The following is a 12,257-nucleotide window of genomic DNA, read 5'->3' on the forward strand; positions in this document are numbered from 1 at the left end:
CCGAAGAGGTCATTTTTAACCAAACTTTATTTCAAATGGTTTGTTATAAACAATCAATATTTTTTATTAGACTACACTAGCATAAATGCTTAAACCTAATCCTATTCAACAGTCACCGATTTAGCCAAGTTACGTGGTTTATCCACATCACAACGACGGTGAAGTGCTGCATAGTAGCTAATTAATTGTAATGGCACTACAGATACAAGTGGTGTTAGTAATTCGTGAACATGCGGAATGACTAGACGGTCACCATCTTCATCAATGCCTGCCATTGCAATGATACAAGGATATGCGCCACGAGCTGCTACTTCTTTGACATTACCACGGATATTTAATCCTACTGATGCTTGAGTGACAAGTGCAAACACTGGTGTACCTTCTTCGATTAAGGCAATTGTTCCGTGCTTCAGTTCGCCACCAGCAAAGCCTTCTGCTTGAATGTACGAGATTTCTTTCAGTTTTAAGGCCCCTTCTAGGCTGACATAGAAGTCCATATTACGGCCAATGAAGAATGCGTTACGCGCGATTTTTAAGTAGTCTTCTGCAATATCTTCTAACACATCTTTTGAATCGATAATTGTTTGGATTCCATTAGCGGCAATCGCAAGCTCTTGTTTTAAATCAAATTCTAAGCCTTTACCATTTGCCTTTGCCGTTACATACGCTGCTAACGCAAGTACTGCTACTTGAGCAACATAAGCTTTTGTAGAAGCCACTGCAATTTCCGGGCCTGCATGTAATAACAATGTATGATCTGCTTCACGTGATAGCGTTGAGCCAGGTACGTTTGTAATCGTTAATGTTGGATAGCCAAGTTCTTTAATTTTTACAAGTACTTGACGGCTGTCAGCTGTTTCACCTGATTGTGTAATAAAGATAAATAAAGGCTTTTCTGATAGTAATGGCATGTTGTAGCCGAATTCACTAGAAATATGAACCTCTACTGGGATACCCGCCATTTTTTCGAAATATTGTTTACCGATGAGACCTGCATGGTAGCTCGTGCCTGCCGCAATAATATATAAGCGATCCGCTGCTCTCAATGCCTCTAAAATCTCTGCGTCAATTGTTAAATCGCCATTGTCGCCTTCATATGCTTGAATAATTTTACGAATTACAGTTGGCTGCTCATCCATTTCTTTTAACATATAGTGAGGATAAGTTCCTTTTTCAATATCGCTCATATCAAGCTCCGCTGTATATGGTGCACGCTCTACTACAGAACCATCTAATTTTGTAATTTCGACACTTGCTTTGTGTACAATTACAACCTCTTTGTCATGAAGCTCCACGTATTGATCCGTTACTTGTAGCATAGCCATTGCGTCCGAAGCAACAACATTGAAGCCTTCACCAATACCTACTAAAAGTGGTGATTTATTTTTTGCAACAAAAATAGTATCTGTCGATTCAGCATCTAATAATGCAAGGGCATATGAGCCATGTAATAGAGATAAAGTTTTACGGAAAGCTTCTGCTGTGCTAAGACCTTCTTTCACAAATAACTCTACTAATTGCACGATAACCTCTGTATCTGTATCAGATTTCATCGGAATGCCTTTTAAATATGTTTTTTGTAATAAATGATAGTTTTCAATAACCCCATTATGCACAAGTGTAAAGCGTCCTGATGCACTTTGATGTGGGTGAGCATTTAAACGATTGGGTACACCGTGTGTTGCCCAACGTGTATGACCAATTCCAATTTTTGCTGCAACTTCCTCGTCCACCGCTTCACGTAAGTCTGCAATACGTCCTTTTTCTTTAAAAACTGTTACACCTTCTTCATTACGTACTGCAATACCAGCTGAGTCATAGCCGCGGTATTCAAGCTTCTCTAAACCCTTTAATAAAATTTCCTTTGCATCTGATTCACCAATATATCCTACAATTCCACACATAAATTCTCGTCCTCCGATATTGTCAATTTCATGCAATGACAAACTAGACCTCATCCTATCGAAGTTTTTTGAATGTACGAGCGATGCTTTATTTTATATTTAAAATAAGCACTCCCTTACATGCAAGCCACCCACTCATTCAGCCAACTGATTAGAGTTTTTTCGATAGGTGAAGCTTCTTTGATTTATCTATTGCTTTTACTATACCTTCTCCATTTTCTGTACATTCAATCACTTAAATGCTTTCAAAATGAAAAATGACAATCGGGTATGTCGATTGGGAGGCATCCGCCGAATTTTCGATAAACCTCCACCTCGTCTGCTGAAGATCTTGTCGTCCGATTTCTTCAGCTCAGGCGCTATAATTGTTTTCCGATTTTGCGCTTTCTTTCCTCCTTAGCGCTCGTTAAAGGATAAGGTCGGACCTCGTCATCTTCAACTTCTCCATCATACTCAATCATATGCTATCCGTCAAATTTTCGTTATAAAAAACACCTAATCCCCATGCTTTTTCGTGACAAATATGTAGACAAATAATTAGTTGCTATGCTAAATAAAGCGGAGTAAATTCTACAAAAAGGCACAAGCAATTGACTGCTTGTGCCTATCTTTTATTTACTGTCTAATAATTTAACTATTTCTCTATTAAAGGCTGGAAGATCGTCTGGCGTTCTACTTGTTACGAGCTGCTTTTGACAGACGAATACTTCTTCATCATGGAATATTGCCCCTGCATTTTCTAAATCCACTTGAATGGATTTATAGCCTGTGGCATCACGACCATTCAGTGTCTTAGCTGTAATTAGCAGCTGTGGTCCATGACAAATAGCAAAGGTCGGCTTCATGTCATCCATAAAGGATTTTACAAATGCCACTACACGATCATCTGCTCGTAATATATCAGGTGAAAAACCACCAGGAATAAATAACGCATCAAATTCTGAGGCGTTTACTTCCTCAATTCCTTTATCTATTTTCACTGGCTCTCCATGTTTCCCCTTAACTTCCTTACCTGCTTCGGTATCAATTGTTACGAGCTGATGCCCAGCTGCTTCTAGAGCTTCTTTGGGGCTTGTAAACTCAATGTCCTCAAACATATCTGTTATCACTGTAGCAATTTTAGCCATATCAATTAAACACTCCTTGTTATTGTGACTCCTTACTACTGTTCCCCATCTCATTCATTTCAAACATTCTTTTTAAACAAGAAAAACTCGATTTCCTGTTATGGAAATCGAGTTTCTATATATTATTCTGCTAAGCCCATTTCTGCACGTACTACGTCCGCAATACGCTCAACAAAACGCTCACAATCTGTTTCTGTTGCTGCTTCTACCATTACACGTACAAGTGGTTCAGTCCCTGAAGGGCGCACTAGAACACGACCATTGCCGGCCATTTCTGCTTCTACCTCTGCAATGACAGCAGCCACCTTCGCATTGTCAGTCACAGCATGCTTATCTGTTACACGTACATTGACAAGACGCTGAGGGAAGATTTTCATTTCAGCAGCAAGCTCTGAAAGCTTTTTACCAGTCGCTTTCATAATGTTGACAAGCTGAATGCCAGTAAGTAATCCATCACCTGTTGTATTAAAGTCTAGAAAAACAATATGCCCTGATTGTTCGCCACCTAAATTGTATTCTTTGGCACGCATTTCTTCTACAACATAACGATCACCAACAGCAGTTTGTACACTTTGCATACCGTTGTCAGCAACAGCTTTGTAGAAGCCCATATTGCTCATAACTGTTGAAACAATCGTTTGCTTTTTCAAGCGTCCTACCGCATTTAAATACTTACCAATGATAAACATAATTTGATCGCCATCAACAATCTTACCGTTCTCATCTACAGCAATTAATCGGTCACCATCTCCATCAAATGCTAAACCAACATCTGCACCCTTTTCAGTAACAAATTTAGCTAGTCCTTCTGGATGTGTAGAACCTACACCATCATTAATATTTAAGCCTGTTGGAGAAGCTCCCATTGTAGAAATATCAGCTTCTAGGTCCGCAAATAAATGTGTAGCCAATGCTGATGTAGCTCCATGAGCACAGTCTAGTGCTACCAGGATACCATCAAATTCCTCATCCACTGTTTGCTTTAAGTATTGAATATATTTTTGACCACCTTCGAAATAGTCACTTACAGATCCTAAATCGGCTCCAATTGGGCGTGGTAGTGTATCCTCTTGTGCATCAAGCAACACTTCAATTTCCGCTTCTTGAGCATCCGTTAACTTAAAACCATCGGGACCAAAAAATTTAATGCCATTATCAGCAACTGGGTTATGTGAAGCTGAAATCATAACGCCTGCATCTGCGCTCATAATTCGAGTAAGGTATGCCACACCTGGTGTTGAAATAATACCAAGACGCATTACTTCTACCCCAATCGATAAAAGACCAGCAACAAGTGCACCTTCAAGCATCTCACCTGAAATACGTGTGTCACGACCAATTAAAACCTTTGGACGATCAGTTGCATCTTTTGTTAAAACATAGCCACCGATACGACCTAGTTTAAATGCAAACTCTGGTGTTAATTCACTATTCGCGACTCCACGGACGCCATCTGTTCCAAAATATTTACCCATTCTACTTATTCTCTCCTTCAATGCAAGACTGTGTCTCTTGAGTTACTATCGTCCAAAAGACACTTGTCCGCTTACTTTTGGAAAAGTCTGTTTTTATTCATTCATTCGGTAATTATTAATATCCCCTCAATCGATTTGTTGGTGACTCCTGTCCTAACTACTCACCAGCACAAACCACGATTGGATTTTGATTTAGAATCAAAATAAAATTATAGTCAGATATTGTTTAAGAATCAATATCTTCCGTTTCCTCAGATGATGTATTTTTATCAGTAGTAGTACTATCATCCGTCACATCTGGTTCTTCAGTTGGAGGTGGCGTTTCCTCTGTAGAAGCTGGTGTTTTCTGTTGTTCTTCTTGCTCTACTTTTGTAATATCTGCCTTCACTTTTATTTTCTTGTCAGATATTTTTGTCACACCATCTGGTAATTTTACATCAAATTCATAAGTTTGAGACTCAGTAATTTTTGACAGGTCAACTATAACTGGAATTTCTGTCAAACCGTCAATAATTGATTTTCTACCATACACTTTTATCATTCTTGGCGCAAATGTTAACGAATTGATCGTAATGTCTTGTGCTGCTTGCCCTGTTTCTTTCAGGACCACTGGAATTTCTCGACTATATTCTGCTATATCAACTTGAACCTTCACAGTTTCAGGCTCTATCGTCACATCTAACTTGTTTAGATCTCGATCCAATACTTTTACTGCCGCATCCTGCGAGAAGGATTGCTTCAAGCCTTGCTCACCTGCAACAGTAGCTTTTACATAGCTAATGCTTTCAATAGCACTTTTTGCACCTGTTACGTAAACGGTTGGTGGATCAGCAGTCATATCTTTTAAAATATAACCTTCTTCGATTAGTCTATTATTCATTTCAGGGTCCACTCGGAACTCTTTCGTGACCTTTTCCTCAATATTCACATGAATAGTTGCAGGGTCTAATGTAACCTTTAACTTATCAGAAATATTTTCGTATTGTAGCTTTACATCATGCTCCCCAATCAATAGATTACTTAAATCGACAAATACAGAGAAATCTTTTGTAGCTCTTGTTTTTATAACAACAGGCATTGGCCCTTTTATCTTCACATCTACTGTTTCAGGTAAGCCTGTGACAATCAGATTTTCATTATCATAGTAAACATCTACTGGCACATCTCGAATAATATCCGTCTGTTCAGTCGTTGTTGTTGTATTGATTGGAGATAACTCGGTACGAACTGAGAAAAAAAGCAAAAATGCCAAAAATAGCGCTATGATTCTTAATACCCAAGGGCTATCCATCATTTTATCCATTCTTTTTCCCCCTCCAAGTCAACTTAGAGGCAGCATTTGACTCTTGTGCTGAACCGAACCACATTTTTCGTAATAGTGTTTCAAACTCCTCTAGAGAAAGATTACGGTGGAGATTACCATTTAACGTAATACTAATTGCACCTGTTTCTTCTGAGACAACAATTGTAATAGCATCCGTAACTTCACTTAAGCCAAGTGCAGCACGGTGACGTGTCCCTAACTCCTTTGAAATAAATGGACTTTCAGATAGGGGTAAATAACAAGCTGCTGCTGTAACTTTATCTTTTTGCATAATAACCGCTCCATCATGAAGTGGTGTATTCGGTATAAAGATATTAATCAGCAGTTCTGATGAGATTTCAGCATTTAGTCCTATACCCGTTTCAATATATTCATTAAGGCCTGTTTCTTTTTCAATAGAAATTAACGCACCGATTCGACGTTTAGCCATGTAACTAACAGACTTCTTCATCGCCTCAATGAGCCTTGTTTGTTCTTCTTCTTCTTGACTTGATGAACGCTGGAATAGCTTTCCTCGCCCAATTTGTTCTAAACCACGTCTGATTTCTGGTTGGAATATGATAATAATCGCTAAGAAACCAAACTCAATGACCTGTTGTAACATCCAGCCTAGAGTTTGTAACCCTAAAAGGTCTGTTGCAAGTCGGGCAATAATAATGACAAATATTCCCTTCAGTAATTGGACAGCCTTCGTACCTTTAATGAGGGTTAAGACTTTATAAACAACGTACCACACGAGCAGTACATCAATGAAGTTAATAACAATATTCACAGGTGTTAAATCCGTGAAATGTTCGATAATTTGCACGTGGCATCCCCCACTTTTCATTGCGAATCCATACACATTCAAGTATATCACATTCTTAACAAATGTAACTTTTTTCAAATAAAAAGTCTACTCATAAGAGTAGACCTTTCAGCCTCTCACGTGCACTATTTTTTAGGACGTATAGAGTGTTATTTAGTTTCATCTTTTTCCTCAAATGTCATGGCCGTTTTTACAGAATTTTTAATCGTATACCATAACCATTCAAATACTTCGTCAATTTCCTCAATTTTGCCTGAAACTACCGCTGAAGACGCCATATATTGCCCGTTAATTACTGTGACATTGCCATCAACTTCACCTTCAACAACCAAATCACCATTTTTAACAACAATATCGCCCTTCACTACTTCTCCTTCAGGTACAATCACCGTTTGACCATCAACAACTAAGTTCGGTTGTTTGGTCACTGAAAAATGCTGGTCATCCATAAAGCTACCCATCAATGTAGCACTCATGAATAAGCAAAATACTGCTGCTGCCACAAAGAACGGATGCCGGCGTATCCATTTTTGTATACCTACTCGACTTTTTGGTTTTGGTAAACGAGCCATCACTGCTGCTTCAAAATCCGGAGGCGCTGTAATATGGGAAGCACTCTTCACAAAGGCGATTGTTTCACTCAATTCTTGCATCAACTGTTTACAATCATTACATGTATGCAAGTGTTGTTTCAACTCTTGCTCATGCTCACGACTAATGTCACCGTCTAAATAATCATGCATATAGTCTATAATATGCTCTGGACAAGTATTCATGACGCTCCCCCTCCTACAGATTGTTTAATTGCTTACGTAATGCCTCACGTCCGCGGTGAATCCTCGTTTTCACCGTTCCAAGCGGCATATCTAAAATCTCGCTAATCTCTTGTAACGATAACTCTTCTATATATTTCAATACTATAACCGAACGGTATTTATCCGGCAATCGTCCAATTTCATATTGAATGCGATCTTGCAGCTCCATTTGCTCTAACTGCTCCTCTGGTAGCTGGTCGTCTGCTGCGATTTGCGAATACATATCAAGCCCTTCTGTACCAGCTACTTCTGCATCTAAATAATAATCCGGTTTCTTTTTGCGAATACGGTCAATGCAGAGGTTTGTCGCTATGCGATAAAGCCACGTCGAAAACTTTCTTTTCTGATCAAAAGTATGCAAATTCATATAAGCACGCACAAAAGCTTCTTGAGCAATGTCTTCAGACTCTTGTTTGTTGCCTAACATTCGATAGCATACTTGGTACAGTTTGTGCTGATAGAGACTCACAATATCGGCAAATGCGTTTTGATCGCCTTTAAGCACTTGTTTTATTCTCTTGTTTACTAACGCATCCATTGTGTTGACTTCTCCACCTTTACAACTGTCTTATACTATACGACCCATCGATAAGAAAAGTTTCGTTTTAATTCAATTATAACAAAAGATTTTTATGCAATGTGGCAACAGGCAATTTTTTGTCAAATTTTCTTTAAACTAGTGTCTCTCCGAATAAAGATCCCATTAATGCAACAGCCACATTTGCTGTTGTATTCTTCTCATCTAAAATTGGGTTTACTTCTACAAACTCTGCTGATGTTAGCATCCCTGATTCTTGTAACATTTCCATTGCTAAATGACTTTCTCGATACGTAATTCCTCCAGGAACGGGTGTACCAACTCCTGGCGTGTAAAGCGGATCTAAGCCATCTAAATCAAGTGATAGATGTAATCCATCAACATTACGTTCTTTCAAGTAAGCAAGTGCATCTTCCATGACACGCGTCATACCAAGTCGATCAATCTCGTGCATTGTATATACTTTAATCCCTTGTTGACGAATTAACTCACGCTCACCAGGATCTACTGAACGAGCTCCGATAATAATAACGTTCTCTGGTTTAATTTTCGGTGCATAATTCCGAATTTGCACTAAGCGCTCATGACCTAGTCCAATACTAACTGCTAATGGCATCCCATGGATGTTGCCAGATGGTGTTGTTTCAGGTGTATTTAAATCTGCATGAGCATCATACCAAATAACGCCAAGATTTTTATAATGCTCACCTAATCCAGCTAGTGTGCCAATAGCAATACTATGGTCTCCACCAAATACAAGTGGGAACTTATTTTGTTCTACTACTTCATGCACGCTATTAGCTAAAGCCGTGCTAACATCTACAACTTCCTCTAAATTCAGTAATTTCTCATCGACAGGTGCGTCTGCAAGTTTTTGACTGACACGAATATCCCCTTGGTCTTGTACTTCATGTCCAATAGCCTCCAAACGTTCCACAACGCCTGCATAGCGAATCGCGCTTGGCCCCATATCTACACCACGACGTGTTTGTCCATAATCTGTTGGTACTCCAATAATAGAAATATTAAGTTTATTCATGTTTTTATACCCCCTAAAAGTTATAATATTATTGTAAAGCCTAGATACCACTTGGCTCAACTAGACAAAAAAGTGCATATTTATTCAATTTTTGATAACATAAAAAAATCTCCTACTGTTTTCAGTAAGAGATTAGTTATCTATAGTTATTATAACACTTTTGAATATACTTTATTCTAAAAAAGTGAGCCATGAAGGACTCGAACCTTCGACCCTCTGATTAAAAGTCAGATGCTCTACCAACTGAGCTAATGGCTCGTAAAAAAGAAAAATGGCTGGGGTACTAGGATTCGAACCTAGGCATGACGGAATCAAAATCCGTTGCCTTACCGCTTGGCTATACCCCAATTTGAAAATGGGGCGACTGATGGGAATCGAACCCACGAATGTCGGAACCACAATCCGATGCGTTAACCACTTCGCCACAATCGCCACTATATAAATTATAACAGCTGTATATGAACGAGTACCTCAATACCTGGCAGGGGCAGTAGGAATCGAACCCACACCAAAGGTTTTGGAGACCTCTATTCTACCGTTGAACTATGCCCCTAAAATGGTGGAGGGGGACGGATTCGAACCGCCGAACCCTAAGGAGCGGATTTACAGTCCGCCGCGTTTAGCCACTTCGCTACCCCTCCAAGGGAATGGTGCCGGCGATAGGAGTCGAACCCACGACCTACTGATTACAAGTCAGTTGCTCTACCAACTGAGCTACACCGGCAAAAAAAAAATGGCGGTCCCGACCGGGATCGAACCGGCGATCTCCTGCGTGACAGGCAGGCATGTTAACCGCTACACCACGGGACCATTTGGTTGCGGGGGCTGGATTTGAACCAACGACCTTCGGGTTATGAGCCCGACGAGCTACCACTGCTCCACCCCGCGATAATACTATACTGTTTTAAAAATAATGGTGGAGGATGACGGGCTCGAACCGCCGACCCTCTGCTTGTAAGGCAGATGCTCTCCCAGCTGAGCTAATCCTCCACGAAAAATAAGCGAAGCGATGTCCTACTCTCACAGGGGGAAGCCCCCAACTACCATCGGCGCTAAAGAGCTTAACTTCCGTGTTCGGTATGGGAACGGGTGTGGCCTCTTTGCCATCATCACTTCACTTATTCAGTTGAAAGAGTTGTTCTTTCAAAACTGGATAAACGGTTCATTGAATGTTTCAAACGTTTTGGTTAAGTCCTCGATCGATTAGTATTCGTCAGCTCCATAGGTAACAAATGATTTAATTGCACCTGAATTTTATAATATCACAGAGGAATTAGAAAAGTTTTCACAAGATAGTGATCGCCAAGCAATACGCTGGTTAAATACGCAACAAGAGAGACGAACAGTTTCCTATGTAGAGCTTGTCCAAAAAATGAATCAATACGCAAATGCTTTTACAGAGACAGGACTTCGAAAGGGAGATCGCGTTCTAGTTATTATTCCTCGCCTACCAGAAGCCTATTTTGTTTTTCTTGGCTGTTTAAAGGCTGGCATCGTGCCTATTTCATGTTCAGAAATGCTACGTGCAAGTGACTTAGAATATCGCATGGAGCACTCTTCTGCTAGTGCAGTTATTGCCTATGAAGCATTTACAGGTGAGGTTGACCAAATTTCTTCTACTGTAGACACATTAAAGAACAAATTAGTTATTGGTACTGCAAAAGGCGATTGGGCTTCTTTAGATGTACTGGCAAGCACACAGCCAACTACATTTACAGCAGTAGCTACTAAACGTGATGACATGGCGTTCCTTTCCTATACATCTGGGACAACTGGGAAACCTAAAGGTGTAGTACATTCACATGGCTGGGGATATGCGCATATTCGAACAGCTGCTTCAAAATGGCTCTGCGTACGTGAAGGCGACTTAGTATGGGCTACAGCAGCTCCTGGCTGGCAAAAATGGATTTGGAGCCCTTTCTTATCTACAATCATGCTCGGTGCTACTGCATTTGTTTATCATGGTGGATTCGATGCAAAAACGTACCTTCAGCTCATACAAGATGAAAAAATAAATGTCCTTTGCTGCACACCAACTGAATATCGTATTATGGCGAAAATTGATAATTTGCAAGACTATAATCTTTCATCCCTCCGTAGTGCAGTCTCTGCTGGTGAACCGTTAAATCGCCCAGTCATTGAAACATTTATGAATCGTTTCAGGCTAAAAGTACGTGATGGCTATGGACAGACAGAGAATACATTATTAATTGGTACACTCGAAAACACTGAATTACGCCCTGGATCCATGGGTGTTCCAACTCCAGGTAATATTGTACGTATTATCGACAATGAAGGAAATGAAGCACCTGTAGGAGAGGTTGGCGATATTGCCATCCACAAATCCTCACCAGCTCTATTTAAGGAGTATTACAAAGAGCCAGAACGAACGCAAGCTGCATTTCGCGGTGATTGGTATATTACTGGCGATCAAGCTAAATGTGATGAAGATGGGTATTTCTGGTTTGAAGGTCGTGGAGATGACATTATTATATCTTCTGGTTATACGATTGGTCCATTCGAAGTTGAAGATGCATTAAACAAACATGAAGCTGTACAAGAATGTGCAGTTGTTGCTGCACCAGATGAAATTAGAGGCCATATTGTGAAGGCCTTTGTTATCTTACGAGAGAGCTTCAAAGAGCGAGATGAAGTCGAGTTAACAAAGGAGTTACAAGAGCATGTAAAGGCGTTAACAGCACCGTATAAATACCCTCGTAGTATTGTTTTTATTGATGAGTTACCAAAAACAACATCCGAAAAATTCGCCGCATTGAACTACGAGCTGCCACTGTTCAAACACATTAAATATCAAAAAAGAAGGCATTCCACTTAAGGCATGCCTTCTTTTTTATATTTTTATAAATCATCTCAATTTATTAGTTAGCTTAAGTAAAAAAGCCACTACTGAGTGTATCAGCAGCGACTTTTTGCGCCTAGCGACGTCCTACTCTCACAGGGGGAAGCCCCCAACTACCATCGGCGCTAAAGAGCTTAACTTCCGTGTTCGGTATGGGAACGGGTGTGACCTCTTTGCCATCATCACTAGACTATGGTCGACCTTCAATACACGGCGTATTACTGCGTCAGCTGCTCTCGTTCAATCAGTCACGTACAGAAGTACGCTCCTTCAATCACTCGTTTGCTTCCTTGTTCTACTTGTGTCTTGAAGCTCTTTTTTTATTGAAAGTTTTGTTCTTTCAAAACTGGATAAACGGTTCATTGAA

8 protein-coding genes, 9 tRNA genes, 2 rRNA genes and 1 pseudogene are annotated in these 12,257 nt (G+C 40.0%); 1 reads left to right on the plus strand and 19 read right to left on the minus strand.

Going from position 1 to position 12,257, the window contains the following annotated elements; all coding sequences use genetic code 11:
* Positions 1 to 101: 101 nt before the first annotated feature.
* From glmS to rrf (NST76_RS21185), 18 genes are all read right to left on the minus strand, one after another.
* On the minus strand, positions 102 to 1,904 hold the full coding sequence (glmS, locus tag NST76_RS21100) for a glutamine--fructose-6-phosphate transaminase (isomerizing) (RefSeq protein WP_036128300.1): 1,803 nt from the start codon (positions 1,902 to 1,904) through the stop codon (positions 102 to 104).
* Between the two features lie 611 nt (positions 1,905 to 2,515).
* Positions 2,516 to 3,031 carry a type 1 glutamine amidotransferase domain-containing protein gene (locus tag NST76_RS21105; RefSeq protein ID WP_036128301.1) on the minus strand — a complete coding sequence of 172 codons (516 nt, stop codon included), beginning with the start codon at positions 3,029 to 3,031 and terminating at the stop codon, positions 2,516 to 2,518.
* A 122-nt stretch (positions 3,032 to 3,153) separates the two neighbouring features.
* Positions 3,154 to 4,506 (minus strand): phosphoglucosamine mutase, encoded by a 1,353-nt coding sequence (glmM, locus tag NST76_RS21110; protein WP_101967053.1) that lies wholly within the window; start codon positions 4,504 to 4,506, stop codon positions 3,154 to 3,156.
* A gap of 226 nt (positions 4,507 to 4,732) precedes the next feature.
* Positions 4,733 to 5,809, minus strand: a complete 1,077-nt coding sequence (locus NST76_RS21115; RefSeq protein WP_036128306.1) for a CdaR family protein — start codon at positions 5,807 to 5,809, stop codon at positions 4,733 to 4,735.
* The gene (gene cdaA, locus NST76_RS21120) at positions 5,802 to 6,638 is read right to left on the minus strand and encodes a diadenylate cyclase CdaA (protein ID WP_089935020.1); all 837 of its coding nucleotides are present in this window, start codon (positions 6,636 to 6,638) and stop codon (positions 5,802 to 5,804) included. The genes NST76_RS21115 and cdaA overlap by 8 nt, the downstream gene beginning before the upstream one ends.
* Before the next feature lie 149 nt (positions 6,639 to 6,787).
* Positions 6,788 to 7,414 carry an anti-sigma factor gene (locus tag NST76_RS21125; protein ID WP_058845282.1) on the minus strand — a complete coding sequence of 209 codons (627 nt, stop codon included), beginning with the start codon at positions 7,412 to 7,414 and terminating at the stop codon, positions 6,788 to 6,790.
* A 13-nt stretch (positions 7,415 to 7,427) separates the two neighbouring features.
* On the minus strand, positions 7,428 to 7,991 hold the full coding sequence (gene sigW / locus NST76_RS21130) for an RNA polymerase sigma factor SigW (protein ID WP_004225410.1): 564 nt from the start codon (positions 7,989 to 7,991) through the stop codon (positions 7,428 to 7,430).
* 133 nt (positions 7,992 to 8,124) lie between these two features.
* Positions 8,125 to 9,030 (minus strand): arginase, encoded by a 906-nt coding sequence (rocF, locus tag NST76_RS21135; RefSeq protein WP_058845283.1) that lies wholly within the window; start codon positions 9,028 to 9,030, stop codon positions 8,125 to 8,127.
* 185 nt (positions 9,031 to 9,215) lie between these two features.
* Positions 9,216 to 9,288 (minus strand) — tRNA-Lys (locus tag NST76_RS21140).
* Positions 9,289 to 9,302: 14 nt separating this feature from the next.
* Positions 9,303 to 9,377: transfer RNA gene (locus NST76_RS21145), tRNA-Gln, on the minus strand.
* Between the two features lie 9 nt (positions 9,378 to 9,386).
* Positions 9,387 to 9,462 (minus strand) — tRNA-His (locus tag NST76_RS21150).
* Between the two features lie 47 nt (positions 9,463 to 9,509).
* Positions 9,510 to 9,583 (minus strand) — tRNA-Trp (locus NST76_RS21155).
* Between the two features lie 4 nt (positions 9,584 to 9,587).
* Positions 9,588 to 9,671: transfer RNA gene (locus NST76_RS21160), tRNA-Tyr, on the minus strand.
* Positions 9,672 to 9,678: 7 nt separating this feature from the next.
* Positions 9,679 to 9,754 (minus strand) — tRNA-Thr (locus NST76_RS21165).
* A 10-nt stretch (positions 9,755 to 9,764) separates the two neighbouring features.
* Positions 9,765 to 9,840: transfer RNA gene (locus tag NST76_RS21170), tRNA-Asp, on the minus strand.
* A gap of 3 nt (positions 9,841 to 9,843) precedes the next feature.
* Positions 9,844 to 9,918 (minus strand) — tRNA-Met (locus NST76_RS21175).
* 26 nt (positions 9,919 to 9,944) lie between these two features.
* Positions 9,945 to 10,020: transfer RNA gene (locus tag NST76_RS21180), tRNA-Val, on the minus strand.
* Positions 10,021 to 10,031: 11 nt separating this feature from the next.
* Positions 10,032 to 10,147, minus strand: a 5S ribosomal RNA gene (gene rrf, locus NST76_RS21185).
* 123 nt (positions 10,148 to 10,270) lie between these two features.
* Here rrf (NST76_RS21185) and NST76_RS21190 point away from each other — a divergent pair.
* A pseudogene (locus NST76_RS21190) lies at positions 10,271 to 11,838 on the plus strand (AMP-binding protein).
* 126 nt (positions 11,839 to 11,964) lie between these two features.
* On the opposite strand, the gene rrf (NST76_RS21195) reads toward NST76_RS21190, so the two are convergent.
* Positions 11,965 to 12,080 (minus strand): 5S ribosomal RNA (rrf, locus tag NST76_RS21195).
* Positions 12,081 to 12,257: the final 177 nt, after the last annotated feature.

The organism is Lysinibacillus sp. FSL W7-1291 (assembly GCF_038593415.1).
Lineage (GTDB): Bacteria > Bacillota > Bacilli > Bacillales_A > Planococcaceae > Lysinibacillus > Lysinibacillus fusiformis_D.